Source organism: Bradyrhizobium murdochi, from assembly GCF_000472965.1.
Classification (GTDB): Bacteria; Pseudomonadota; Alphaproteobacteria; order Rhizobiales; family Xanthobacteraceae; genus Bradyrhizobium; species Bradyrhizobium murdochi.
This window is the reverse complement of the sequence record NZ_AXAU01000002.1, coordinates 107519-133267: the sequence shown is the minus strand read 5'-3', so window position 1 is coordinate 133267 and position 25749 is coordinate 107519. Positions and strand designations below refer to the sequence as shown.

Sequence of the window (25749 nt, the reverse complement as noted above, 5' to 3'; positions counted from 1 at the left end):
GCATGTCTGGTACGAGTCAAACTTGACAAAATTCAAAGTGAGCATAATGCGTCCGCTTTCGGGCGCATCGCGAGCCGTCAACCACCTCGCGTTTGTCCAACTTGCATCAATCAGGCTGTGGCTGCGCGCTAATGAGTTCACGTCTGAGCCAACCCGCCGCGGCAATGATGCCATTGTGCCGATGATTTGCCCGACGCGCCAAATGGTTTCGGAAAATCGGCGGGCTACGCCGGCCGTTGCCGGCTACTTTGCATGGGGTTGTTTTCGATATTTTGTTTGGGCGGTCAACGAAGCATCAGGCCGGACCTGATCTCATCATGCTCTACTAGCCTAGTAGATCCGCGTTCGGATTGAACCAGAGGCGAGCACTGGAAAAATCATTCCTCCGGCTCGGTCGTGAACAACAGCGGATAGCCCTTGGCGCGGCCAGCGTCGGTGGCGCGGGTGGCCTTGGTCTCGGCAACGTCCTTGGTGAACACGGCGACGACGCAGACGCCGCGGCGGTGCGCGGTGATCATGACCTTGTGGGCCTGATCCTCGGTCATGCGGAACTCGGCCTTCAGCACCGTGACGACGAATTCGCGCGGTGTGTAATCGTCGTTGATCAGGATGACCTTATGCAGGCGCGGCCGTTCGACCTTGGTTTTGACCTTGGTTTTTGGCGTGACGACGGTATCTGCCATTTGTAGCCCTGAAGCGAAGGAAATCCGACGAGCCCGCCGCGTTCAGTTGGCGCAGCAGTCCGCCAGGCGCTGCGCCATGGTCTGATCGCCGCGGCTGACGGCCGTCTCGATCAGTTTACAGGCTCCGGGCCGGTCCTGAAACCGGGGGGTGCCGAGGGTTTCAGCTCGATCAGGGCGGTCATCGCGCCGGCTCGGACGGGCAATCGCCTGCGCGGAACCGGCCGAGCGGCCGGCTGTGTACGAAGCCTGATCCTAACCCGAATGTGAAGGACAAATGATTTCAGTGCTTTGCGTCAGCCCTTTTGCATGTCACCATCACTGACGTTCGACGGGAGGGCCGCAATGCGCTGGTATGTCTCGATCGGGGTCGTGCTTGTAGCCGGCATGCTCGCTGGCGGCGACGTGGCAGGTGTTGCCGCGCCGAACCCAACGAACCGGCCGAGCCACCAAGCCGCCGAAAAGGACGCCAATCCGACCGTCGACCTCGAACTCGTCCTTGCCGTTGACGTCTCTTATTCAATGGACATGGATGAACTGGCGCTGCAGCGGGAAGGCTACGCGCAGGCGATCGTCTCCAAGGAGTTTTTGCAGGCGCTCAAGAGTGGGCCGAACGGCAGGATCGCGATCACCTATTTCGAGTGGGCGGCATCGACCGACCAGAAGATCATCATCCCCTGGCGTGTGATCGACGGACCCGAGACGGCCGATGCCGTTGCCAACGAGATCGTCAAGACCCCGATCCGCCGGGCATCGCGCACTTCGATTTCGGGCGCGATCAACTTCGCCCTGCCGCTGTTCGACGAGAGCCCGCACCGCGGTTTGCGGCGGGTGATCGATATCTCGGGCGATGGCCCGAACAACAACGGCGCGCCGGTCCTCATCGCGCGCGATGCCGCGTTGGAAAAGGGCATCGTCATCAATGGCCTGCCAATCATGGTGAAGGAACCGTCTTACTCCACCATGGATATCGACAATCTCGATTTGTATTACGAGGATTGCGTCATTGGCGGCCCAGGCTCGTTCGTGGTGACCATCAAGGACCGCGACAAATTCAAGGAAGCGATCCGCACCAAGCTGCTGCTCGAGATCGCCGGCCGCACGCCCGAACGCCCGGTAGTGCCCGCAGCGGCCAGGGAGCCGCGCGTCAATTGCATGATAGGCGAGAAGATCTGGCAGGACAGGTGGGGGAGGTGAATCCGAAATTCGGACCGTGCTTCACCCTTCCCTGGAGGGGGGAGGGTCGACGCGAAGCGGCGGGGTGGGGTGACGGTCCATCCTCTCGATCAGTGCCCGAGTTGAGAGATCACCCCACCCCGTCTCGCATTTCGCTACGCTCATGCGAGCCGACCCTCCCCCTCCAGGGGTAAGCAAGAAGCGCCTTACCGCCTAAACCGCGCCACTAATTCCACATGGGGCGTGTGGCGGAACTGGTCGACGGGTGTGACGCCTTCGATTTTAAAACCGCCGTCGATCAAGATCTTTGCATCGCGCGCGAAGGTCGTGGCGTTGCACGAGACCGCAACCACCGTCGGCACCTTGCTCGCTGCAATCTGGGTCACCTGCGCTTGCGCGCCCTGCCGCGGAGGGTCAAACACCACCGTGTCGTAGTCGCGCAGTTCCTGCGGCATCAGCGGGCGACGGAACAAGTCGCGCGCCTCGGCCTTGACCGGCTTCAGCCCCGAGGTGGAGGTCGCGGCCTTCTGCAAGGCTGCTACCGCGCCGGCGTCGCTGTCGAAAGCGGTGACACGCGACTTTGCCGCAAGCCGCAGTGCGAACGGGCCGACACCGCAGAACAGGTCGGCAATATGTTTGGCCCGCTTGCAATGATCCGATACCAGCGCAGCGAGCCGCTCGTCGCCCGCCACCGTGGCCTGCAGGAACGAGCCGGGCGGCAGCGTGACCTGCGCCGAGCCAATCGAGATTGCGGGCGGCGTTCGCATCAGCACCAGTTCGCCATGGCGCGTCAGCCGTGCCAGCCGGTGTTGTTCGGCGATGCGCGACAGCCGCGCGATCATGGCTGAAGATACTGGCCCGGAGCCACGCACATCGACGTCGAGGCCGCTATTGGTCGCGGTGATCTGAATGTCGAGCGGCTTGCCCATCGCGATCAACGGCTCGGCGATGGCCCAGGCGGCCTCGATCGCGCCACTCAATTGCGGATCGAGGATCGGGCAGCGGTCGATCGGAATGATGTCGTGCGAACCGGCCGCTGCATAGCCGACCTTGAGCACGCCATGCGTTCCGATTCGGCCGTGCAGGGTGATGCGCCGGCGGCCCGCGCCATGGGCATCGATGAGGGCTGCGACGTCGCAATCGATTCCTGCCTGCGAAAGCGTCGTCACCACGAACTCGCGCTTCCAGGCGCGATAGGGCTCGGCGTCCCAGTGCTGGATCGCACAGCCGCCGCAGACGCCGAAATGCGGACAGAACGGGGCGACGCGCTCGACGCTTGCTGTCTCGACCTTGAGCAATCGCCGGCGGTCGGGATGGTGGCCGGGAACCGGACCGGCCTCTATTGTTTCGCCGCCGAGCGCGTACGGCACATAGATGTTGCCGCCGCCTGATATGGCGACGCCGTCGCCGTGATGGCCGACATGGTCGATGACGAGGCGTTCGCTCTCAGCCACGGCGCGCGCCCATGAAGAACTCGATATTGCCGTCGCCGCCTTTGATCGACGACGGAAACACCTGGATATCGGTGCAGCCGAGCGAGGCGGCGAACGCCGAGATGTCGTCGCAGATCGCCTGATGCACCATCGCGTTGCGGATGATGCCGTGCTTGGAGTGCTTTCGTTCCGCCTCGAATTGCGGCTTGATCAACGCCAGGAGCTGCGTTGGCGCTGCAGCAAGCTCCAGCGCCACCGGCAGCACCGCCTTCAAGGAAATGAAGCTGACGTCGATCACGACGACATCCGGCCGGGCGGGCAGGCGCTTGCCCTCGAACTGGCGGATGTCGGTTTCTTCCATCGACACGACTTTGGGATGGTTCTGCAACGAGGGATGCAACTGGCCGCGCCCGACATCGATGGCGAAGACAAGGCTCGCGCCGTTCGCCAGCAGCACCTCGGTAAAGCCGCCGGTGGAGGCGCCGACGTCGAGGCAGACATGGTCCTCGATCTCGATCGGATACTGCTCCAGCGCGCCGGCGAGCTTGACGCCGCCGCGCGAGACGTAGGGGTGCGCGGGCTGGGCGGACAATTCGGCATTGGCGGCGATCATCTCCGACGCCTTCAACACGGGCCTGCCGTCGGCCGTCACGCCACCGGCGTCGATCGCAGCGCGTGCGCGGGCGCGGCTTTCGAACAGGCCGCGCTCGACCAGCAGCACGTCCACGCGCGTGCGGGGAGAGGTTTTGCTGTCGCTCTTGTCAGCCAAGTTCAGTCCGATTTGCCGTAGCGCGATCCGCCGCCACAGCGACGCAGGCCTCGAACGAGGTGAGATCGTGCCAGATATCCTGCGGCCGCTGCCGCGGCGTCACCAGTCTAGCACCATGCAGATCGAGCGTGTGGATCATCATGAGATTGTCGGGCAGGCCGAAATCTTCCACCGCCAGCCCGTCGCCGTCGATCAGATGGCCGGTGGCGGATTTGGTCACATCGTAGTTCCGCTTTACCCGCTCAACATAAACCGCGGGGTCGTTGCTATAGGCCAGGCACAGCTTGCCGCGACCGGCCATGTAGCCGAGTTCATAGACCGTGCCGGCGTCGGCACTGGGGCCGCGAAACGGCGTAAGATTGGCAATGATCGCGTCTGCCGCATCCATCATTGCTTCATTGCCCTTGAAGATCGAAAGCGACGCGTCGGCGGCGGCAAGGTTAACCGCGTTATCGAGCGGGTAGAGGCCGGTCAGCCCATAGTGGGCGCAGATCGCAGCTTTCCGGCGCCCGATCTCGATGGCGTCCGGCAGGAACACATCGGGACCTGCCAGATAGATCTTCATGGGGCTACCGGCGAAAGAGCCAAGGCTTCGAGACAGTCAAGGCTTCGAGACAGTTAAGCCTTCGAGACAGTCAAGCCTTCGGTTCTGATCGGGTCAGAACCGAAGGGGGCTGTGCCTCAGGCAAGCTTGACGGTTTCCGTCTTATAGTCCTTGCCGAGCGCATCGAACACCTTGGCGACGATGCCCTTGGCGTCGAGGCCGGCGTGGGCGTACATCGCGGTCGGCGAGTCGTGGTCGATGAACTCGTCGGGCAGGATCATCGCACGCATCCTTAAACCGCCGTCGAGCATGCCGTGGTCGGACAGCGTCTGCATGACATGCGAGCCGAAGCCGCCGATCGCGCCTTCCTCGATGGTAAGGAGAACCTCGTGGTCGCGCGCCAGTTTCAGTACCAGATCGACGTCGAGCGGCTTCATGAAGCGGGCGTCGGCGATGGTGGTGGACAGGCCGTGGGCAGCGAGTTCGTCAGCAGCCTTCTCGCATTCGGCCATTCGCGTGCCGAACGAGAGCAGGGCAACCTTGCTGCCCTGGCGGACGATGCGGCCCTTGCCGATCTCGAGCGGGATGCCGACCTCGGGCATTTCGACGCCGCGGCCTTCGCCGCGCGGATAACGCACCGCGCTCGGGCGGTCGTTGATCGCGACTTGCGTGGCGACCATGTGCACCAGTTCGGCTTCGTCGGACGCGGCCATGATGACGAAGTTCGGCAGGCAGCCGAGATAGGCGTTGTCGAACGAACCGGCATGGGTGGCGCCGTCGGCGCCGACGAGGCCGGCGCGGTCGATCGCGAAGCGGACCGGCAGGCTCTGGATCGCAACGTCATGGACCACCTGGTCATAGCCGCGCTGCAGGAAGGTCGAGTAGATCGCGCAGAACGGCTTGTAGCCTTCGGTGGCAAGCCCCGCCGCAAACGTCACCGCATGCTGCTCGGCAATGCCGACGTCGAAGGTGCGCTGCGGGAATGACTTATTGAAGATGTCGACGCCGGTACCCGACGGCATCGCGGCGGTGATGGCGACGATCTTGTCGTCCTTCTCGGCTTCCTTGACCAGGCTCTGGCCGAACACGTTCTGGTAGGCCGGCGCATTCGGCTTGGCCTTGGCCTGCGCGCCGGTGGCGACGTCGAACTTGACCACGGCGTGATACTTGTCGGCGGAGGCTTCCGCGGGGGCGTAGCCCTTGCCCTTTTGCGTCACGACGTGAACCAGGATCGGGCCGGTTTCCATGTCGCGGACGTTCTTCAAAACGGGCAGCAGATGGTCTAGGTTATGGCCGTCGATCGGGCCGACGTAATAGAAGCCGAGCTCCTCGAACAGCGTGCCGCCGTCCATCATGAAGCCGCGGGAATACTCCTCGACGCGGTTGGCGCGGTTGGCGAGGATCTTCGGCAGACGCTTGTTGATCTGCTTGGCCGCCTCGCGCAGCGAGCGGTAGGTCTTGCCGGAATAGAGCCGCGACAGGTACGCGCTCATCGCGCCGACCGGCGGCGCAATCGACATGTCGTTGTCGTTGAGGATGACGATCAGCCGCGAATTCACTGCGCCCGCATTGTTCATGGCTTCATAGGCCATGCCGGCCGACATCGCACCGTCGCCGATCACGGCAATGACGTTGTTCTTGCCGCCGGAGAGGTCGCGCGCCACGGCCATGCCGAGGCCAGCGGAGATCGAGGTCGAGGAGTGCGCGGCGCCGAACGGGTCGTAGTCGCTCTCGCTGCGCTTGGTGAAGCCGGAGAGGCCGCCGCCGGTGCGCAGCGTGCGGATGCGATCGCGGCGGCCGGTCAGGATCTTGTGCGGGTAGGCCTGGTGGCCGACGTCCCAGATCAGGCGGTCGCGCGGCGTGTCGAAGATGTAGTGGATCGCGGTGGTCAGTTCCACGACGCCGAGGCCGGCGCCGAAGTGGCCGCCGGTCACCGAAACGGCGTCGATGGTTTCCTGGCGGAGTTCGTCCGCGACCTGCCGCACCTGCTCGATCTTGAGCTTGCGAAGATCGTCGGGCGTTCGGATGGTATCGAGAAGCGGCGTTTTACTATATGTGGTCACTGCGATATTCCAATTTTGCATGTCGGGATAAAGGCCCGACGCGAGACGGGAAGCGCGTTAACCGCGCCGCGAAAAATCCGGACCCACCTGCCTGTCCGGCAGGCCGGTACCTGATTTGAAAGCCTAGATGCACTCCGGTTTAAACCATGTGATATGCATCACTTAGTCGCTTCTAACCCTTCCCGGTTCAGTTTCTTTAGCTATTTGAGGTGCTTGCAGCCGTGGAAAGTTGCCCGGCAGGCTGCTTTCCCCAGCGCATAGAACCGCAAGCTTTACACCAAAGCTGCTGCCAAAGCCAACCCGGAGAGCCGATTCGGTTCCGGAGCGCGGCGCCGAAAAAAGTCGATTTTTCAACCGCTGCGGCGGGCGGATGGTTCCGGTTTGCTCAAATCGGCGGCACTTGTGGCCGCGGCGGTGGCCGCTTCGATCCTCTTCCAGGCCCGATCGCGCGCTCCGGAGTCGCCGGTGGCGACATCAAGCGCAGCGTCGGGGACGGCCATGCGCGCGCTGAGCGGGACCGGGCCGCAGACGATCATGAAGAAGTCGTAGGCGTTCGGCCGTTCGTTGGCCATCACGAACTGGAAATGCACGCGGAAGAACTGCCAGCGGAATTTCTTGTAGTGCTCGGGCCGGATGATGTCACGGAAGCGAACCGGCACGATCTTCGGGTTGCGCCGCGCCGACCCGACGTCGATGCCGTGGCTCGTGATCGGATCGAACTGGTAGAAATTCATCACGTCCTTGCGGGCCTGACAGTCGATCCAGTCGATCGACGGCTCGACTGCCAGCATCCGCAGATGCTCGCGAAATTCTTTCGATACGGCGTGATAGCCGACGATCGGGAAATTGCCGCCGATCGTCAGCAGCATGATCCGCGGCCCGTGACGGCCGAGCGCGGGATCGAGCTTGAGCGCACGCGCCAGCATTTCCGTCGACAGGAACGACCCGGAACTATGGCCGACGATGACGATCTCGTCGGCGTCGGTGCTCTTGGCGACATTGACCAGATGCTGCGCAAAGCGATCGATGCGCTGGTCCCATTCCGGGCGCTCGCGGTGCGAGAACTCCCAGGTCCAGATCGTGTCGCACAGGAGATAAAGCACGTAAGTGGCATTCTCCGTGTATTTCAGCACGGCCCCGAGCAGCGCCACGAAGATGGCGGCGGCGGTAGCGATGCTGAATGCGTCGGGAATGCCGATGGCGTTCAGGCCTTTCTCGAACACGAAGGCGATGGCCGCGGCACACGCGGCTTCCAGCAACAGCACCAGGTGCGGATAGGTGATGAAAGTCGCAAAACGCCAGTTCGCCTTGCCGAAGCGGGCGATGGTGCCGGCGAAGAGGAGACGCCAGTAGATCCAGACCGCGCTGAACACCGTGCGCCAGATCGGCGACGCCAGGTCTTGCTGGATGAAGTCCTCGAACCGAAGGAAGTCGTAGGACGTGCGTGTCTGCCAGTCGGAGGCTGTCGTATCGATAGTCCAGGACGCGATCTCGTCGTCGGACACCACCTTTGGCCGGCTGATGGTGGCCTGGAACTGATAAAGCCGGCCGAACTTGCGCAGCTCGGTCCGGAACATGCGGTAATATTGCGCCAGCCCGCGCGGATCGTAGCCCTGAATATAGATGATATGGCGGTGCTCGACGCGCACGTACTGTCCCCAGATGTCGGCGGACTATATCAGGCTGTGCGGGGGGCAAAGAACTAATTCGGCTGGTCCGCCTCCCACGGCCGGGAGGGCGGAATTCGCCTAATATTCCCGATTGTTGCGCGAACCCCGAAAGGCCAGACGGCAGGTTTACTGCACGTCGAGCGGCTCGGTCCCCGTGACCTGGCCGTTCGCATCGGTCGTGATCTTGTCGACGCGGGCCTCCGCCTGCCGCAGCAATTCTTCGCAGCGGCGCTTGAGCGCCTCGCCACGTTCGTAGATCGCGACCGATTCCTCCAGCGGCACCTTGCCGTCCTCGAGCCGTTTCACGATCGATTCAAGCTCCTCGATCGCCCGCTCGAAGGAGAGTTTTTTGACGTCCATCTGGTTATTTTCGGCCATATCTAGTTCCCGAATGCGCACCATTGAGGCGCGGAATCAAACTATAGCGTTTCAAGCGACGTGGGTACCGGTTCGCGTGAAGAAAACGCGTCGAAACAAGGGCTTTTGAGGGCCTATTGTGGCGGGGATTTACGCGCCCATCAGCGCGGTGACATGCGCCGCCACCGACTCTTTCAGCCCCTGCAGGTCGTAGCCGCCCTCCAGCACCGAGACAACCCGCCCGCCGGCGCTATGGTCCGCCACATCCATCAGCTTGCGGGTGACCCAGCCGAAATCGTCCGCCTTCAGGTTGATCGAGGCCAGCGGGTCGCGGTAGTGCGCGTCGAAGCCGGCGGAGATGATGATCAGTTCCGGCGAGAACTTCTGTAGTTGCGGCAGGATCAGGTTTTCGAACGCAGCGCGGAATTTTGCGCTGCCGTCCTCGGAAGCCAGCGGGGCATTGACGATGGTGTCATGCTCGCCGCGCTCGCCGCTGGCGCCGGTGCCGGGAAACAGCGGCATCTGGTGCGTCGAGCAATACATCACGGTCGGATCATGCCAGAAGATGTCCTGCGTGCCGTTGCCGTGATGGACGTCGAAATCGACGATCGCGGCGTGGCCAATGCCGTATTTGCGCTGGGCGTGACGTGCGGCGATGGCGACATTGTCGAAGAAGCAGAAGCCCATCGGCTTCGAGACCTCGGCATGATGGCCGGGCGGGCGCACCGCCACGAAGGCGTTCTGGTGGGTTCCGGACATCACCGCATCCGTTGCAGCCACCGCGCCGCCGACGCCGCGCATCACCGCTTCCCAGGTGCCCGGCGACATCGAGGTGTCGCCATCGATATAGATCATCCCGCTCTGAGGGGCGATGTGGCGGAGTTCGCCGATATAATGTTCGCCATGGCACAGCGTGACGGAATCCAGATCGCCTTCCGGTGCGTCGCCACGTGAGAGCGGCTTGAAACGCTCTTCCCCCAGCACCTCGGCGACCGCGCGCAGCCGGTCGGGACGCTCGGGGTGCCCCGGAGGCGTGACATGGTCGAGACAGGCGGTATGTGTCAGAAGCAGCGTCATGCAAAAATCCTGGCGTATAAGGAACGCGCCGGTAAGGAAGGGGCTAATCTAGGTGGTTAGAGGCCGCTCGGAAAGGCCCGGGGCATTGCCCAAGACGATGATGGCTTTTCTTGCAGTTTCTGTGTCCCTGACGCGGCGCGGCGTCTCCCCGGCGATGCGAAGCATCGTCCGGTGACGATGCGCCGCAGAGCCGGGATCCACGGCAGCAGCGCATGGACCCCCGGATCGGCAGCGCACCACCCGCGAAGGCATAGCGCGTCAAAGACGCGCGTAAACGCGCTGTTGGCGCTGCGCAGCACCCAGGGAACGGGCCTTCGCGTCGCAGCTAATTTATCCTGGTGATGCGATCGGCGGCGGTCGGGCTGACCGGGCTGTTTGCAGCAAAATAGGCGTGCAGCGCGTCGACGTCGTAGATGCCGACCTGCGGTGCGGTTCCTTGTGTGAGCACGGTGAAACCGTCGCCGCCGACGAAAAGGAAATTGTTGACGGTGACGCGATAGCTCGCGGCTGGATCGATCGGTTGCCCGTTCAGCAGCATCCGCTCCGGCAGCACGCGCTCGCCGTCAGGCCTTGTGGCGTCCCACGCATAGGCAAATCCCTTCGACACCTGCAGGATCCGCGGCCGCTTCGGATCGAGCCATTGCTGCTCCAGCATGTCCTTGATCTGCTTGCCCGTGAGCGTCAGCGTCACCAGTTGATTGCGGAACGGCTGGCTGGCGAACAGGTCGCCATAGGTCACCGCGCCATCTTCCTTCCGCGTTACGTCGGCGCGCACGCCGCCGGGATTGGTGAACGCGATGAGCGCGCCGCCTTTCGTCTCGCTGCTGGTCGCGGCGAGTTGCGCATCGGCGATGATGTCGCCGAGCGGGCTCTCGCCGGCGGCATTGGGCGCGCGCGACAGCGTTGCGGTCACCGAACCCGCCGGGCGGTTGGCGATCGGCGCGGCCAGCCGGTCATAGGATTCGATCAGCGCGGTCTGCTGGGCGTCCTTCGCCAGCGTTGCGGTGCGGACGATGGTGTTGTCGGCCTTGGCGCTGATGACGTCGCGCGTGACGGGATCGAGCTTGAGATCGATCGCAGTGACGAGCGTGCCGTATTTGTCGCCGGAGGTAACGAGCCGTCCATCGATCTCGCAGACATAGGCGCGATGAGTATGGCCGGAGACCACGACATCCACCGCCTTGTCGAATTTTTTCACGATATCGACGATCGGCCCCGAAATGCCAGGGCATTCGTCGTAATCGCCGGTCGGCAATCCGCCTTCGTGGATCAGGACGACGATCGCCTCGGCGCCGCGCGCCTTCAGTTCCGGGATCAGCGCGTTCACCGTATCAGCCTCGTCGCGGAATTCGAGATCGGCAACGCCGACAGGTGCAACGAGGCTAGGGGTGCCCTTCAAGGTCAGGCCGATGAAGGCGACCGGGATGCCGTCGAACGCGCGGATTTCGTATGGAGGAAACACCGTCTTGCCGCTGCTCTTCTCGATCGTGCTGGCAGCGAGATAGCGGAATTTCGCGCCGGTAAACGGGTGCGGCCCCTGGCATTTGTCGACCGGATGGCAGCCGCCATTTTGCATGCGCAAGAGTTCGTCCTTGCCCTCGTCGAACTCATGATTGCCGACGGAGGAAAGCGCTAGCCCCATCATCGACAGCGCTTCGATCGTCGGCTCATCATGGAACATCGCCGACAGGAATGGGCTGGCGCCGATCAAGTCGCCGGCCGCGACGAAGATCGAGTTCTTGTGCCCGTCGCGAAGCTGGCGCACCAGCGTCGCCATATGCTCGGCGCCGCCGGCGGCGACGGTGATCTTCTTCGTCTTATCTTCGGGATCGGCGATCGTGATTCCGCCCGGCGGCGGACGGAGGTAGCCGTGAAAATCGTTGATCGCGAGGATGCGCAGGTCCACCGGCGCGGTGGTTTGCGCGCCTGATGGCGTCGCAGGCGCAAACAAGATCAACAATGCAAGGATGGGACGGAGAAGCGAATTCATGGCACTGATCAAGTAGCTTGTTGTTATGTACGTCATTACTGCAAACGGGGCGCGCATTCGCGCGCCCCGTCAGCTCGCAATGACGGTGGCCACATCCTACATGATCCAGCAAGAGGCCAAACTGTCCCGCCCACCGAAGTGACTACAAGGATAACGCAATGCAGCTAGGCGGAATTCATCACCTGACCGCGATCTCGGCGAAGCCGCGGGAGAATTTGGCGTTTTACACCGGCCTGCTCGGCATGCGGCTGGTCAAGAAAACCGTCAACCAGGACGACGTCAGCGCCTATCACCTGTTCTATGCGGACGGTAAAGCCAATCCCGGCACCGATCTCACCTTCTTCGATTTTCCCGCCGCGCCCGAGCGGCGCGGAACCAACTCGATCTCGCGCACCGGGCTGCGCATCGCCGGCGAGAAGACCCTCGGCTACTGGCGGGATCGCCTCAAGAAGGCGGGCGCAGCGACCCGCGATATCATCGAAGTCGACGGCCGGCTGACCTTGCCGTTCGAGGACGGCGAGGGGCAGCGGCTGGTGCTGGTCGACGATGGCGGCGTGGGCCCGGCCTCGCCATGGGAGCGCAGCCCGGTGCCGGTCGAGCACCAGATCCGCGGTCTCGGTCCGATCGTGCTGACCGTGCAGGAATTGTCGCGCATCGCCTTCGTGCTGACCGAGGTCATGAACATGCGCCGCGTGCGCGAGTATGCCGCCCACGGCGCGGAGATTCATGTCTTCGCGATGGGCGAGGGCGGCCCCGCCGCGGAGCTGCATGTGCTCGAAGACAAGGCCTCGCCAATCGCCCGCCAGGGCGCCGGCGGTGTGCACCATGTCGCGTTCCGTACCCCCGACGAGACGCAGTACCACGCCTGGACGCAGCGGCTGAACGAGCTCCGCGTCCCCAACAGCGGCGAGATCGACCGCTTCTATTTCCGCAGCCTCTATTTCCGCGAGCCCAACGGCATCCTGTTCGAGATCGCCACCGACGGCCCGGGCTTTGCGACCGACGAGCCGATGGAAGCGCTGGGCGAAAAACTGGCGCTGCCGCCGTTCCTGGAGCCGCGGCGCGCGGCGATCGAGGCAGGGCTGAAGCCGATTGGGTAGATTTCGCAGGATGGGTAGAGCGCAGCGAAACCCATCACTGTTTTGCGTCGCAATTGATGGGAATCGCTTCGCTCCACCCATCCTGCGGGCTTTGTCACTCCTTGCTGCCCGCGATGCGCTCTGATCCGGCCCGATCGTCCCGAAATGAGCTAGGAGACCCTTGGCCGCTTTCGCTAAGGCGAACATGTCGAGGCAGATGACTACGCGAAAGCGGACCCTTGTGAGTAAAAGCGCGCAGCTAGCGACCCGACTTTCTCGTTTTGCTCACCTTCCTAGCTTTCGTTCGTTTGACGATAGTTCTTTTCGCTCGCTCGACGCTCGTCTTTGAGCGCTTGACGGCGATCTTCTTGGTGCGTTTGACATCAGTATTCGTTCCCTTCTTAGCCGCCGTTTTATTTACAGCTTTGGAGATTGCCTTCTTCGCGCGGCGCGCAGAAGGCTTCGCTGTACCTTTCTTCGCGGCCTTAGTGCGGGTCTTTGTGGCCGCTGCCGACTTTGCGCGAGTTATTTTCTTCGTTGCTTTTTTCTTCTTAGCGCGCTTGGCAGTCTTCGCACGCGATACATCGAGCACATAGACGTCTATTCTGCCGGCCAGCTCCGCGGGCATTCTCCCAATAATTTCCTCGCGCAGCAGGGCGGGGGAAGTTATCGAGGGGTCTTTCCGGCCCGCGATTTTTTCATCGCTGCCGAACCAGAGGACCAGGTACACGCCCTGATTTGCAGCGCCCGGATATATGCTGTAACGCCCCGCCAGCTGAACCGAGGCAGCAGTGTAGAGTTCGGGATTCCATTGGCCCTTAAGTTCGGTCACGAGAATGACTTGAGATTTGTCGATTACGGCCGAGGCTGTGAAATCACAGCGCTTCTCGTTGGCCATCTGGTGCTCGACGACAACGCCAAAGTTGAGCGCGCGGAAAAGATCTTGAAGCCTGTCGACGATCCGGTCTCGCGCTTTATTTTCGTTGATGCGCTTGTCGCCTGAATAAAACACCTCGACAGGATTTGTTGCATCTCCCCTTAGCCGGTGCTGAAATTCATCCAGAAGCTCGATCAGGAGAGCCCGCATGTCCTCTACGGACGCAATCTTGCTGTCGTCGAGAAGTTGTGAGACGTCGGCTGGCGTTGGAGCGCGAAAACCGGATAGCGCTTGCTCCCTGACCGCTTCTGCGCGTTGGCTTTTAACCGAGTTCCAGAAGTCAGAAAACCTGGAGTCTGACAATATCCGATCAAACACCGGGATAGAGTTCGAAGGATCGTCTCTTCCGATGGTGAAAACTACGTCGGTCAGAAATCTGTAAGCGGTTTCTCCGGGCGCATCGCCGGTGCCCCAGGTATTCGGCAAGTGTACCTTCGGCCACGCTGAAACGAATGCGTCTAGGACGTGATGAACCTGTTCCGCATTGAGTTGCGGCCAACCCTGTGAGTCATGCTGGCCAAGCCGGCCCGAATGATGCTCGATATCAAGTATCGCTCTTGGATCGGCGCTGAACTCTGCCCATCTTGTGTCGGAAGTGGGTAGTATGAAAAAGAAATGGCGCAGCAGCCAGAAATTCCGGCGGATTACACCACTATCGGAGGGGTCTACGGGATCGCTGCAGCGCGTCTCTATCAGAGCATTGAGCTGAGCTCTGTCCGCGTGTGTTGCGGCGATGCCGAATAATGTTTCCCGCGAATGCCGGGGCATAGCCGGATAGCGTGTGAGCCAATCAATAGCGAGCGCGCCTTTCACGTTCGCGAAGGTTTCATGGCGATCGAGCATGTAGACAGCGGTAGCGGTATCTCTCGTGCGAGTCAGTTGAGGCTCGATAAGACGAGCTAAGAACTCGATCTTGTCGGCGTCGGACGAGAAAACCAAGCCGTCAATGCTTAGTTCGAAGCGTGCAGCTTCGCCTTCCTGATATGCTGATCCTCCGATGCCTCCAGCTTTTACGGCACGAAGCATATCGAGGGGAATGCCTGCTAGCGTTCCAGTCTTACGAAAGGTCGCAAGGCAAGCTGCTTCAAGGACCATTAAAACGTTGGTGCTGCCTCGCTTTGCTATAAGCTCGATTGAGGGAATTTCGGGAGCAATGAAGCTAAAGCAGTTAAGCAGGGCGGTTTCGATGAGCTGTTCGTCGTTTATAACCAGATCATCCTCGTGTACGCCGTGAAGATAGCGGCGAGCTAAATCAATCAGCCAGCCCCAGTGTTGTCCCGCCTCGATCAGGGCGCGGTTAGCCTCAAAATTGGCGAGCAGGCCAGCTTTGCGCTCAGCCTCCATACGTTCGTAATGCCTGCGCGAGCGCCCAAATCTGACATGATTTCTTCGAATGAGCTCGCGATTAGCTCGATTGACCTTGGTCCAGATACGCAACAGGTCGGGTGACGAACGTGCCTGAGCTCTCATTCGAGCTCTGGTTGGATTGGGGCCTCTTGCTGAACTATCGTAAGGGCTGTGAGAGACGATCAGATGCTGCCAAAGCACTTGATTTCCAACGGCAAGCGCATGGTCCACGAGCGCGTCATGATCGCCTCCACGAAAGCTCAATCCGGAATGGGTTGAGCTCATAAAAAAATTGACGCGAGTGTCGAGGATATGGTCCGGATCGGATAATCCGCCTATCATCGAGATCTGGATTGCCCGGCGAAGGCCGGCGTTCTGCGACATCACGTCGACAGATTTGCTTTGGTCACCGTTTTTATGGTTTTCAAACACAAGACGTTCAGTCCACCGCCTAATTTGACGTGGATCGTGAGGGCCGATCATAAGCTCGAAGTAATGATCAAGAAGGTAGCCGGCAATCTTGCTGCTTCCTCTACGGCAAGTACAACGATGCGGTTTGGTTTTGCCACATATGCACGCGAGGTTGCTTGTGATGCCGTCAAGCAGGTATCGTGTGTCATTGAGGCTGAAGGTCAATATGACCTGACCGATGAAATATCTCGATCCTAACTTGTGCTCGCGTAATCGGCTTTCGGGATAGAGCGTCGCAAGTGCTCTGACGAACGCGAGGGCGCGAGATTGCCCCATACGCGATATTCCCTCGTCTCGGAGAATCTGCGATGCAATGTCAAGCGAGTCGCGCGTTGCTTGTGTGACCAGTGTGTTGAAGTCGTTGACCAGGCCACTTTTCGAGATCGCTACGATGTTTTGATATGCCCGGTCTCGGTCATGCTCTTGGGCCTGGGGGTCTAAAAGGATGGTTCGAAACTCCGGCTCAAGGCCTCTTCCAGCTTCTGTGTCGTAAAGGAGCTCCAACATCAATCCGCGCAAATGCGTCTTGGAACTGGCGCCAGAAAGGAGAGGGCGGACGTGCGCAATCATGTCCGCCGTAAAGAAACCTGCAACATTGAACTTCCTCCATGAATCCATGCGCCGGAAAAATGGATCGTTTTCAGCTAGCGACTTTTAGTCCGTTAAGCAGCATCGGTTTGACCAATGAATCGAGCTGCGATGCATCGCCGTTAGCAAACACAGCATACGGGTCAAGCTTGCCAATTGTCTCCTGCGTATCGCGCTTGCCTAGCGAGGCCATCCATCCCAAAAGGCCGCGCAGTTCGTTGCGAACCGTGGAATTCGGGGCGACAACCGCAAGGCATCGCCTTAGAGAAAAGGTATTGGTAGGGTCTAGGTAATTGGCCGCACAATATTCGGCGACGATCCGATGGACGGGATCGTGCCGATTGACCGTGTCGGTCGGTTTAAAAAGGCGGGTGTTCAGAGCAAAGTCAGCGATTTCGGCATTCGACGCGATGCTACGGAGATAGGGATAGGCGTCGCCCTCAATTTCTTCGTTGGCTGAAACGCCCAAAGCGCCAGAGAGAAGCAGTTTGGCGAAGATTTCGCTGGCTGCGGCGACGATAGCGTCGATCTCCGGACGAGCCGTCGCTCCCGGAGCGTTCCTTCGCTCGCTTGCGAGCCTGCGGACCGCATCTGCGTAAATCTGTTTCTTTGACGAGAAACGCCGGCCACCCTGCACGTAAGCGTCGGCGAATAGCTTGAGAAACTGCGGATTGCCTAGGATGGGTGTGAGCTCGAAGCGGGTCGCCTCGGTTCGGAACGCCTCGAAGTCTTCGGAAGGTAGATAGTCTGCGAACAACTGGCGCTGTTCGTCGTCATCGAACGGTTCGAGACGCAAAATCGTTGGTTCGGCGCCGAAACAATCGCGAACCGCCGTCGTGCGCGCCTGATCCCAAACGTATGAACGGCTTGCAAGAATGACAGTTGTCGCCGTCGATGCACGCGCTTTTACAATGATCTCGTTAATTTTCTCCTCGCCGATCCGCGCCACTTCGTCGAGCGCATCGATCACCAGCACGCTCTTCGTAGCGGGAGCTTCATGAACAAACTGACTTGCGGGCTGACGGGGAACCTCATAGCTCTTGCTCAGAAAGTCGAGCAAGTCCGACTTTCCAGCGCCAGGCTCAGCAAGAACGACGAATATCCCGCTCTGTCCGACCAGTTCGCTGTCTATTAAGAGCTTATCGCCGCGGTGCAGCTTTCTTTGAATGTAGAATTCCGGCATCGAGAAACTATAAGACAAAGAAAGGTAGCCAGCTAGAAACTATGCTCGCAAAGCGCGATTACCCTGGTGACAAAATGCGCGGCGCACAATGGACTGCATGCGGCCGGCATTTGATGACGAGCAGTCGCAGCGGGCCTCGCGCTCTTGGTGTTTAGACCTTCATGGCCCCCCAAAAAGCGCAGATGTTCCATAACACCCGCACCCCGACTTACGCCGAGCGACTGGCGGTGCTCACTCCCAGGTCTTGCGCGCAAATACTAATTTCATCAGCCAAATCAACGCGATTTGCCCCGTCCAGTCCCTGCGGAAAAAACAATTCCCTTCTCAACTACCCCAAATCAGCACTAAAAATTCCGCCGTCTCATCCCTCACGAGGGGCGGATCGCGATCGTCACGGACGCGGGGTGGGATGCGGTGGACGCAGCAGCGTCGGGCGCGTGAAGGTGTTCGCAGGGCGGTTTCGGCCGTGAGCGAATACGGCGCGCAGGACGTACGGCGCTGAAGCGTACGGCAAAACCGTGTGGTCCTGACACCCGTGGCTGGTGCCAAGCTGTCGGTGGCGAATTTGATCCAACCGGATCGATCTCGCCATCAAGCCGGCAGTGATGGAGGCAAGAGGAATTCGTCTCCAGGGAGAGCACGGCATAAGCCGTCAAACCATTGCGCAGGGAATGCCGGAGTGCTCCGGCTGTACCTGTATGCTCGTGTGCGCATCTCACTCCACTCTTGCACACGAGACCGCGGGTGCAGCAAGCACCCGGCATTCCCTGCTCCCTCTGTTCTGAGGGAAAAGGTTCATGCAAACCTCGGGCGCATCGCGCCGCGAGAAGGTGAGGCCATGTCTACGAACGTTGACGCGGCGCCTCACGCCTCGTTTTTCGGCGTGTATTTGCCGAGGACGCATTTGTAGCCCTGCAATCGCCATGCGTGATACGGCCCCTTGGCGAGCCAATCGGCAATTCCGATTTGCGCGTTGACCGCGCAGGCGCCCATCGTGATGCCGGACTGCTCGCTGGTGGTAACGACCTTTTCGAGACAGAGTTGGCTGTTACAGAGAACGGCGATAAGAGTGACGAGCATGGGTGACCTTCGTTGCTGAATACCCGGTTCGCTCACGCCATGCAGGGTTCGTGCCAGCAGGGTGCGCGCCCGGCCTTTAAGGAAATCGGCCCGTAAAACTACGCACTGCAAAGCCGCGCCGTTCTCGGCGCGGGACGATCTAGTCGAACGCTCAAGGGAAACAATTGCGGTGAAAGTAGAATTCGGGCGTGGGCGATTCGCAAAGCGTAGAACTACGGTCTCGGCGGCGGATTAGGCTGACTGTCATTATGCAGCAACAGTTATGCATGGCGTTGTTCGGAACGTAATGACGCTCAGCCGCATAGAAGATTTGGATTGTCCGACTGATTTTCTTCTCGACAACATTTCGGACTCAATCCTGACATCGCGCCATGTTCGCCTCGCGCGCACAACGTGTGAAGCGGTTTCGCACGACGAGCAGGATGAGACATTCGTGCAACAACCGGCGTCCTAAATTCCGGGAGGGCGAATCGTTGAGCAGCTACGGCCCGCTCGTGGAGATATAATCGCATCGACGAATCCAAAGGAGTTTTCGATGTCGAAGTTTGCGATCGGCGAGCAAGTCGAAAACGTTGCCAACGATCACGAGTCAGGGACAGTTGTCGCCGTGGTTCCGAGGGCTCCATGACAGGCCGTGCAACCACGCGAGCGATCTCCGCGACCGAACTGACGGACGGCGACAACGATGCTGCGCGCATCAGGCATCAGCTTGATGCCTGGGCCAATGCCTCACCTCGCGCCCCCAGATTGGTGGCAACACCGGCGGAAGAGTTCAGCACTGAACCGTCCGGCAAGACGCCCCCAGCAGCAAAGAAACGTGGCCGCTCCGCTTCAGCGGCGGGGCGTGCCAAGGCCGGCAGGGCGACTAAGGCCAAGGCAACGGAAGTCAAAGCAACGGAAGGCCAGGCAACGGAAGTCAAGGCTGCTGAGATCAGTGGCGAGCCGGAGGTGCCCAGCGCGCCGCTTGAGCCACCGCCGGTTTCCGCCGCGCCTGCTGTGCCTGAGATCGTTTCTCCCGTTCCCGCCCCACCAAGGAGCGAGCGCACCAGCCGGACCTTTGCCATTGCCGCGGCTCTCGCGCTGGCAACGGTTGCGGCCTATTTTTCAGTCGCTGGCATGGCCGAAATATTTCCCGGTGATCCGGTTGCCGTGATGGTGCTTGCCGCCACGATGGAGGCCGGCAAGCTGGTGATCGCCGGATGGCTGGCGGCGCATTGGCGCCGGACCAACTGGAAAATGCGTTTCGTCATGGTCGCGCTTGTTGCCGGCCTTGCGCTGATCAACGCAGCCGGCGTGTTCGGCAAGCTGGTCGAGGCGCATGTCAGCGTCGCGGCCACGGCGCGCTCCGGCGTCACCGAGCGCATCGAATCGCTGGACGCGCGCGTCTCGGCGCAATCGACTGTCGTTGCCGATTTGACCAACCGCATCGCGCAAATCGACCGCGCCGTGGATGAATCGACGCGGCGCGGCCGGGTGACGCGGGCCATCAACATCGCAACGCAGGAGCGCGCGACGCGGGATGGGCTGGATACGCAGCGCCAGGCGGCCACCGCAACGCTGGTCGGACTGCAGGCGCAACGCGCGGCGCTGGCCGGCGAACGTTCGCGCATCGAAGCATCCGCAGGGCCGATCCAGTATCTCGCGATGATGGTCGGTGCCGCACCCGAAGCCGCAGTGCGCTGGCTGATATTGTTGATGGTGCTCTGCTGCGATCCCGCAGCGATCGCCTTGACGGTCGCTGCGGCCAGTTCGCGACGCTAGCTAAGTTAGAGAGGTCGCCGATCCAAGCGTAACCCGTCATCGGCGGGGACCGGTTACATGGTCCTGCCTTTCGACAATTTCGCGGTTTTCGCCGGTTTTGCTGCCTTGTGATCGTGCCGCTTGTGATCGTGCCGCGCGGTCACACGGACGCGCTTCTTTGCACTCGCTTGCGCGTCTTGCGTCTTCGTTCCGCCGCGGCGAGAGGCGTACTCCTTGCCGTCGATCGGCCCGACGTGCGGCGGATCCCTCTCGAGGTAGGGACGTCCGATTCCAAATTCCTTGCCGTGCTCGTCGATCCATTTCCAGAACTTTTCCGTGGAGACCCATCGCTGCGCCCGGCTTGCGCCCTTGACGCTCACCAGGTCAGCCGCGAGTCCGCGGCCGTAGCCGCCACGCAAACTCCCGCCATGGTAAGACCGATCGCTCGCCGCCTTCAGGCCGCTGGCGATTGCTTGACGGTAGTCATCGCGAAATGCGCTGGTGATGCCGGGCGAGAGCCCGGCCTGCTCGGCCGCGTGGAGCATATGAAAGAGCTTTAGCTTGAAGCTCTTGTCCATGCCGCCGATCACGTAGTCCATCATGGTCATGCCGGCTCTTTCCGCGGCCTTCGGGTCCTTCCACGTAAAATCCTCGTCGACACGCCTGGTAAAGGTTTTGGTGACGGTCACCGTCTTGCCCTTTCTCTTGACTGTCACTTTCCTCCGCTCATGCACCTTGATGGCGTCGATCTTGGGGGCGCGCTCATAGAGAGCCCACAGATAGCGATCGATGCAGGGCTCCGCGACCAGACATTCCTCGTTGATCTCGATGGTGCGCACAGTCTGCGCGGCGTTGTCGGGTGTGGAATCGGGCGTGATCGTCGTCGCAACCTCAGCTGAAGAAACTTCCGGCGGCAGTATCTCCGCCGGATCGGTCAGTGCGGCCACAACGACAGGTTTCGGCTCATCCGAGCCTGCGGTCGTGTCAGGAGCTTTCGTCGTATCAGGAGCTTTCGTCGTGTCAGGCGCCTTCTCGATCACGGATGCGGCAGGGATTGGCACATCCATGTGATCGATGGCGGCGCTTGCCAGGGCGATTGCAGGCGGCGTGCGCGTAGGCTCGGCAGTTGCGGTGAGAGATGGCTCTTGACGTTCCACAATTGAAGGCGCGTCGGCACTCTCGACGAAAGCAACAGCATCCTTGATGGAAGCGCTGACGACAGAAGCGCTGACGCGTTCGGTGGAAGCCGAATCGAAGCCAGCGAGACAAACGAGAATCCAACTCACGAGAGCCAGGGCCGCGAGAACGTTGATGCGGCGCTGCGCCGTCGTCGCCAATTGCCAGGGGTCCATGATCCGGCCTCCCAAGGCTCCGCATGAGCCTGATTACACAAGCACGCGACAGGGTTCATTCTTCGGATTGCGAAATGAATCCGCAACGGCCGAAGACTACGGGATTATCCGTTTTTTTAAGGGTGTTGCCCCAAAACCACGAGTGGCACAATGGAACTTGTTGTGTATTTTTGGGATTCTGGTGCGGTACCCGACAAAGGCTTACCCCAGCAATGCCGCATCCGCGCCGTTCACCGCATCGGCACTGTCGGTCACCGTCTTCTCCAGCGAGCCCGCCTGCACGGTAATATTCTCCGCAAAGAACCGCGCGACCGTCACGTAGCGCTGCGGATCGCCGGCGTCGCCATGGCTCTTCGCGGCCAGCGCTTCGCCGGCCAGCATGCAGCCGCCGAGCGTCGAGCCGAACAGGCGCAGATAAGGCGTGGCGCCGGCGAGCGCGTCGTTCGGCGCAGACGCCACGCGCTCCAAGAGCCACTTGCTGGCGCGCTCGAGCGAGCCGAGCGCCTCGCGCAGTTTCGCGCCGGTCGTGCCGAAGGCCGGATCGTTCGAGGCTTCGACCTGCTTGACGATGCCGCCGAGTTCGTCGAGCAGCGCCCACACCGATGCGCCGCCATTCGCGGTGAGTTTTCGCGTCACGAGGTCGATCGACTGGATGCCGTTGGTGCCCTCGTAGATCGAGGTGATACGCGCGTCGCGATAATGCTGCGCGGCGCCGGTTTCCTCGATGAAGCCCATGCCGCCATGAACTTGCACGCCGAGATACGCCACCTCGTTGCCGATATCGGTGGAGAATGCCTTTGCGATCGGCGTAAGCAGCGCGCCGCGCGCGGCCGCATCGGCGCGCACCTTCGGGTCCTTGGCGCGCGCGGAGATATCGAGCGCCACCGCCGTCGCGTAACAGATCGAGCGCGCCGCGGCCGTCATGCTGCGCATCTGCAACAGCATGCGCTTGACGTCGGGATGCACGATGATCGGATCAAGCCCGTCGCCCTTCTTGCCGACGGCGCGGCCCTGTTTGCGTTCTTGCGCAAAGGCCAGCGCCTGCTGATAGGCGCGGTCGGCAATGCCGACGCCTTCGAGGCCGACGCCGAGGCGGGCCTGGTTCATCATCGTGAACATGCATTGCATGCCCTTGTTTTCCTCGCCGATCAGGTAGCCGATGGCGCCGCCATGATCGCCCATCGTCATGGTGCAGGTGGGGGAGGCATGCATGCCGAGCTTGTGCTCGACGCCGGACGGATAGATGTCGTTGCGCTCACCGAGCGAGCCGTCGGCATTGACGAGGAATTTTGGAATCAAAAACAGCGAAATCCCCTTGGCGCCCGCCGGCGCATCGGGCAGGCGCGCCAGCACGAAATGCACGATGTTGTCGGTCATGTCGTGGTCGCCATAGGTGATGAAGATTTTGCTGCCCTTGATGCGGTAGGTGCCGTCGCCAGCGCGTTCGGCACGGGTGCGCAGTGCGCCGACATCGGAGCCGGCCTGCGGCTCGGTAAGCTGCATGGTGCCGGTCCATTCACCGGAGACGAGTTTTTGCAGATAGATCTTTTTCAGTTCCTCGCTGCCATGGGCGTCGAGTGCCTCGATCGCCGAGAGCGTGAGCAGCGGGCAGAGGCCGAAGGCGATGTTCGACGCGCTCCAGATTTCGGTGCAGGCGGCGTTGATGGCGAGCGGCAGGCCCTGGCCGCCAAACGCTTCCGGGCCCGATACTGCGTTCCACCCGGCGGCGGCCCAGCGCTGATAGGCATCGGGCCAGCCCGGCGCTGTCGTCACCTTGTTGTCGGCAAGCGTGATGCCGTGTTCGTCGCCCACCCGGTTCAGCGGCGCCAGCACGTCGCCGGCGAATTTGCCGGCTTCGTCCAGCACGGCGGCGGCGATCTCGGCGTCGAAATCGCCGTAATGGCCGGCCTTCACGGCCGCCTGCAGGCCGGCGCCGTGGTTGAGCGCGAGCAGGATATCGGAGATCGGCGCGCGGTAGGTCATGACGATAATCTCGCTTTTTGGGTAGTGAGCTGCCGCCGTCTTCCCACGAAACCGGGGTTCTCTCAACTCTCCGGTGGGCGGTATCGGTCCCGCCCGGGCGCCAAAACCGGCCCGCGAGACCGGAAGCAGTGACCCTTTGATAGTGACCCTTTATAAAGGGTCCGATCGAGGGAGCTGATTTGGGGGTGAAATTCGCCCCGCTGCCTGTTGAAATGGCGGGGCTCCCTCTATAGACCGGCGGTGCCGGATACGGATCGCGTCGGACCCCGCGTCCCAGCCCGGCCTTTTGGGGCGTAGCCAAGCGGTAAGGCAGCGGATTTTGATTCCGCCATTCGGAGGTTCGATCCCTCCCGCCCCAGCCACAGATAATGCATTGAATTTGTTCAGCAAATTGCTTTATTCGAATTGGAATTTCGAGCTCATTTGGAAATTCATTTGCCCCTGCATTTGGAAATTCTGTGCTGGTTTCGTTTTCAGCGCAGCCTACGGGAAGCCGTCGCGGATATTGAAAGGCGCTCAATTTATCAAGAAGCGAACTGAGGCCCGCGCGCGATCCGACCGGCGACAAGCCTTCGATCGTCGCCGCGCTTGACGTTGCGCGGTGAAATGCCGTCGATTGGTTCCTGCGTTGAACGAAGCGCGAAGTCTATCTTTGCGATCCGACACTACTCTTCGTAGTTGGAAAGGTGTGCTGCTTTTCGTCTCGAGGTGATGCTGCTCCATCAGCGTTCTGCTGATCGAGCTCCTTCTGCGCCAAGAGATGTGCATGCCGCTTACGGGTAGCAGCCAACGCTCGCATCATCGTTTCCTTGGCATAGCCGCGATAGGCCTGTGCGGTCTTGTGGCCCGAGAGCGCACGACCCTGGCCGTCCGTCAGCTCGGCTTCCTCAAGCTCGGTCATGCCGCCGTGTCGACAGGCATCAAGCGTGAATAGCTTTGACACGCCATCGATCTTCTTGCGCATCTGCTGCACCACCTTTTCCATGCCAGGGTATGACCACACTTTGGCGTGGCCCTTGCGCTCCCCCTTTTCAATCCGGCGCATGATCATCGGGACACCAAGCTTGGGCAGATGGCTCAAGACGTCCTCTGCTTCAGCATAAAACTTGACGGTCTCGCCATCGAGAGTCTCCTCGAACGGGTGCCAAACCAACGCCTTGTTCTTGTGATGCTCGATGCGTATGGCGTGTGGCCAACTTTTGCTGCGATAGTCGGGCCAAGTCAGAAACCCGGCCACCACATTTTCGGGCCGCTGCAGCCACTCAAAGCAGATCACTGCGACCGCGGCGGGTTCAGGCCGGCCCTCCTTGATGCAGCCCCACGCAAATTTATAGACTTCCTCGCGACTCACCGCGTGCTTCTTGGTTTTTGTGCGGCTCTTGAGGGTGAAGTCTTCCCATGGGTTCGGGTGCTTCTTGTCGAACAGCTCCGGGTGCAGCCGACGCATGATGCGCCAGACCTTGCGACAGAGGCCGACTACTTTCTCGCCTTGCCGCAGCCTAAGTCCGTTCGGCCCGTTGATGATCTTGTCCTAGATCTTGTCAGCGGCTCGTGGCGTCACTTCTATGATCTGCCACTCGCCGATCCGTCGTCCGCTCTTGCCGACAGTATCGCAGATCACCTGCATGATCCGCTCGTAGTCGGGCCGTGACCGAGGCGAGACTTTCTCGGTATACGCCTTCTCCGTCTTGTATTGCCGGAACAGCCAATCGATCGTGCCATAGCGTGCAATCTTTCCTTGCTCGCCCGGTTCACCTCGGCGCTGGTCGTTCCATTCGTCGAACAAGCCATTGAGCGTGGCGGCGCGGCCGCCTTTGCCGTCACCACCGCATGTGGCATCGTAGCTCGTCCCAAGTGGCTCATTCGCCATCTCGCAGCCAAGCTTGCGGTAATAGGTCGGGATCCGGAAGTAAAACGCGGCCGAACCGCGGGCAAGCCGACGCACCTCCACGAAGCGCGGAAGCGGGCGCTCCAACGTCACAAATCCTCGGCGAGGTCGGCCGGCACGATGTCCGGGGCAATAGCTCGGTCCAGATCGTCTCTCAACCACAGCTGACGCATCCCTTCTTTCACACGTGGCTGAGGATACTCCTTACCGACTCGTTTGAGAAAGGCTTCTACAGTTGGTTCGCCGCAATATCCGGCTGCGATTGCGGCTGGCATGCGGCGCGGCCAAGAGCCTGCAGGAATTGTGGCAGAACGTGGCATTGCGATCAGTCTGAGCGCGAGC

The 25749-nt window shown here is 61.1% G+C and carries 20 protein-coding genes and 1 tRNA gene; 5 read left to right on the top strand and 16 right to left on the bottom strand.

All coding sequences use genetic code 11. From position 1 onward, the window contains the following. Positions 1-22 precede the first annotated feature (22 nt). The gene (locus YUO_RS46080) at positions 23-310 is read left to right on the top strand and encodes a hypothetical protein (protein WP_156908545.1); all 288 of its coding nucleotides are present in this window, start codon (positions 23-25) and stop codon (positions 308-310) included. Between the two features lie 67 nt (positions 311-377). Here YUO_RS46080 and clpS read toward each other — a convergent pair whose 3' ends face one another. Next, positions 378-683: an ATP-dependent Clp protease adapter ClpS gene (gene clpS, locus YUO_RS0108120; RefSeq protein WP_028346801.1), complete on the bottom strand. Its 306-nt coding sequence runs from the start codon at positions 681-683 to the stop codon at positions 378-380. A gap of 342 nt (positions 684-1025) precedes the next feature. Between clpS and YUO_RS0108115 the strand changes: the two genes are divergently transcribed. Continuing rightward, positions 1026-1877 (top strand): DUF1194 domain-containing protein, encoded by an 852-nt coding sequence (locus YUO_RS0108115; RefSeq protein ID WP_028346800.1) that lies wholly within the window; start codon positions 1026-1028, stop codon positions 1875-1877. A 185-nt stretch (positions 1878-2062) separates the two neighbouring features. On the opposite strand, the gene YUO_RS0108110 is transcribed toward YUO_RS0108115, so the two are convergent. From YUO_RS0108110 to YUO_RS0108075, 8 genes are all read right to left on the bottom strand, one after another. Beyond that, a complete protein-coding gene (locus tag YUO_RS0108110) occupies positions 2063-3310 on the bottom strand; it encodes a class I SAM-dependent RNA methyltransferase (protein ID WP_028346799.1) in 1248 nt (415 codons plus the stop codon). Further along, complete coding sequence (locus tag YUO_RS0108105; RefSeq protein WP_028346798.1) at positions 3303-4058, bottom strand: TlyA family RNA methyltransferase; 756 nt, start codon at positions 4056-4058, stop codon at positions 3303-3305. Before YUO_RS0108105 ends, YUO_RS0108110 begins: the two co-directional genes overlap by 8 nt. Beyond that, positions 4051-4623: a nucleoside 2-deoxyribosyltransferase gene (locus YUO_RS0108100; protein WP_028346797.1), complete on the bottom strand. Its 573-nt coding sequence runs from the start codon at positions 4621-4623 to the stop codon at positions 4051-4053. The genes YUO_RS0108105 and YUO_RS0108100 overlap by 8 nt, the downstream gene beginning before the upstream one ends. Before the next feature lie 116 nt (positions 4624-4739). Continuing rightward, positions 4740-6686 carry a 1-deoxy-D-xylulose-5-phosphate synthase gene (gene dxs, locus YUO_RS0108095; protein ID WP_035726300.1) on the bottom strand — a complete coding sequence of 649 codons (1947 nt, stop codon included), beginning with the start codon at positions 6684-6686 and terminating at the stop codon, positions 4740-4742. 329 nt (positions 6687-7015) lie between these two features. Continuing rightward, the gene (locus YUO_RS0108090; RefSeq protein ID WP_028346795.1) at positions 7016-8314 is read right to left on the bottom strand and encodes a hypothetical protein; all 1299 of its coding nucleotides are present in this window, start codon (positions 8312-8314) and stop codon (positions 7016-7018) included. A gap of 147 nt (positions 8315-8461) precedes the next feature. Next, entirely contained in the window at positions 8462-8713 is a 252-nt protein-coding gene (locus YUO_RS0108085; RefSeq protein WP_028346794.1) for an exodeoxyribonuclease VII small subunit, read from the bottom strand. Between the two features lie 129 nt (positions 8714-8842). Next, positions 8843-9769 carry a histone deacetylase family protein gene (locus YUO_RS0108080; RefSeq protein ID WP_028346793.1) on the bottom strand — a complete coding sequence of 309 codons (927 nt, stop codon included), beginning with the start codon at positions 9767-9769 and terminating at the stop codon, positions 8843-8845. Between the two features lie 325 nt (positions 9770-10094). After that, positions 10095-11759 (bottom strand): bifunctional metallophosphatase/5'-nucleotidase, encoded by a 1665-nt coding sequence (locus YUO_RS0108075; protein ID WP_028346792.1) that lies wholly within the window; start codon positions 11757-11759, stop codon positions 10095-10097. A 158-nt stretch (positions 11760-11917) separates the two neighbouring features. Here YUO_RS0108075 and YUO_RS0108070 point away from each other — a divergent pair, with 158 nt between their 5' ends. Next, a complete protein-coding gene (locus YUO_RS0108070; RefSeq protein ID WP_028346791.1) occupies positions 11918-12859 on the top strand; it encodes a ring-cleaving dioxygenase in 942 nt (313 codons plus the stop codon). Positions 12860-13097: 238 nt separating this feature from the next. On the opposite strand, the gene YUO_RS43705 is transcribed toward YUO_RS0108070, so the two are convergent. The 3 genes from YUO_RS43705 to YUO_RS0108060 form a co-directional block, all read right to left on the bottom strand. Further along, complete coding sequence (locus YUO_RS43705) at positions 13098-16211, bottom strand: hypothetical protein (protein ID WP_051379314.1); 3114 nt, start codon at positions 16209-16211, stop codon at positions 13098-13100. Between the two features lie 22 nt (positions 16212-16233). Continuing rightward, complete coding sequence (locus YUO_RS40180) at positions 16234-17364, bottom strand: NACHT domain-containing protein (protein ID WP_051379313.1); 1131 nt, start codon at positions 17362-17364, stop codon at positions 16234-16236. A gap of 864 nt (positions 17365-18228) precedes the next feature. Next, complete coding sequence (locus YUO_RS0108060; RefSeq protein WP_028346790.1) at positions 18229-18444, bottom strand: hypothetical protein; 216 nt, start codon at positions 18442-18444, stop codon at positions 18229-18231. A 624-nt stretch (positions 18445-19068) separates the two neighbouring features. On the opposite strand from YUO_RS0108060, the gene YUO_RS43700 reads away from it, so the two are divergent. Then, the gene (locus YUO_RS43700; protein WP_051379312.1) at positions 19069-20205 is read left to right on the top strand and encodes a hypothetical protein; all 1137 of its coding nucleotides are present in this window, start codon (positions 19069-19071) and stop codon (positions 20203-20205) included. A 53-nt stretch (positions 20206-20258) separates the two neighbouring features. On the opposite strand, the gene YUO_RS40170 is transcribed toward YUO_RS43700, so the two are convergent. Both YUO_RS40170 and YUO_RS0108045 read right to left on the bottom strand, forming a co-directional pair. Then, a complete protein-coding gene (locus tag YUO_RS40170; protein ID WP_051379311.1) occupies positions 20259-21536 on the bottom strand; it encodes a D-alanyl-D-alanine carboxypeptidase family protein in 1278 nt (425 codons plus the stop codon). A gap of 201 nt (positions 21537-21737) precedes the next feature. Beyond that, positions 21738-23519, bottom strand: coding sequence for an acyl-CoA dehydrogenase family protein (locus YUO_RS0108045; protein WP_028346789.1), 1782 nt, complete (start codon positions 23517-23519; stop codon positions 21738-21740). A 287-nt stretch (positions 23520-23806) separates the two neighbouring features. Between YUO_RS0108045 and YUO_RS0108040 the strand changes: the two genes are divergently transcribed. Then, positions 23807-23881: transfer RNA gene (locus tag YUO_RS0108040), tRNA-Gln, on the top strand. A 284-nt stretch (positions 23882-24165) separates the two neighbouring features. On the opposite strand, the gene YUO_RS0108035 is transcribed toward YUO_RS0108040, so the two are convergent. After that, on the bottom strand, positions 24166-24966 hold the full coding sequence (locus YUO_RS0108035) for a hypothetical protein (RefSeq protein ID WP_028346788.1): 801 nt from the start codon (positions 24964-24966) through the stop codon (positions 24166-24168). 84 nt (positions 24967-25050) lie between these two features. Continuing rightward, complete coding sequence (locus YUO_RS0108030) at positions 25051-25494, bottom strand: hypothetical protein (RefSeq protein WP_035726296.1); 444 nt, start codon at positions 25492-25494, stop codon at positions 25051-25053. Positions 25495-25749: the final 255 nt, after the last annotated feature.

Bases quoted from the DNA above. Each gene is read 5' to 3' on its own strand.
- clpS (WP_028346801.1), bottom strand. From the start codon at position 683: ATGGCAGATACCGTCGTCACGCCAAAAACCAAGGTCAAAACCAAGGTC.
- YUO_RS0108115 (WP_028346800.1), top strand. From the start codon at position 1,026: ATGCGCTGGTATGTCTCGATCGGGGTCGTGCTTGTAGCCGGCATGCTC.
- YUO_RS0108100 (WP_028346797.1), bottom strand. From the start codon at position 4,623: ATGAAGATCTATCTGGCAGGTCCCGATGTGTTCCTGCCGGACGCCATC.
- dxs (WP_035726300.1), bottom strand. From the start codon at position 6,686: ATGCAAAATTGGAATATCGCAGTGACCACATATAGTAAAACGCCGCTT.
- YUO_RS0108085 (WP_028346794.1), bottom strand. From the start codon at position 8,713: ATGGCCGAAAATAACCAGATGGACGTCAAAAAACTCTCCTTCGAGCGG.
- YUO_RS0108080 (WP_028346793.1), bottom strand. From the start codon at position 9,769: ATGACGCTGCTTCTGACACATACCGCCTGTCTCGACCATGTCACGCCT.
- YUO_RS0108075 (WP_028346792.1), bottom strand. From the start codon at position 11,759: ATGAATTCGCTTCTCCGTCCCATCCTTGCATTGTTGATCTTGTTTGCG.
- YUO_RS0108070 (WP_028346791.1), top strand. From the start codon at position 11,918: ATGCAGCTAGGCGGAATTCATCACCTGACCGCGATCTCGGCGAAGCCG.
- YUO_RS43705 (WP_051379314.1), bottom strand. From the start codon at position 16,211: ATGGATTCATGGAGGAAGTTCAATGTTGCAGGTTTCTTTACGGCGGAC.
- YUO_RS40180 (WP_051379313.1), bottom strand. From the start codon at position 17,364: ATGCCGGAATTCTACATTCAAAGAAAGCTGCACCGCGGCGATAAGCTC.
- YUO_RS0108060 (WP_028346790.1), bottom strand. From the start codon at position 18,444: ATGCTCGTCACTCTTATCGCCGTTCTCTGTAACAGCCAACTCTGTCTC.
- YUO_RS43700 (WP_051379312.1), top strand. From the start codon at position 19,069: ATGACAGGCCGTGCAACCACGCGAGCGATCTCCGCGACCGAACTGACG.
- YUO_RS40170 (WP_051379311.1), bottom strand. From the start codon at position 21,536: ATGGACCCCTGGCAATTGGCGACGACGGCGCAGCGCCGCATCAACGTT.
- YUO_RS0108045 (WP_028346789.1), bottom strand. From the start codon at position 23,519: ATGACCTACCGCGCGCCGATCTCCGATATCCTGCTCGCGCTCAACCAC.
- YUO_RS0108035 (WP_028346788.1), bottom strand. From the start codon at position 24,966: ATGCGTCGGCTGCACCCGGAGCTGTTCGACAAGAAGCACCCGAACCCA.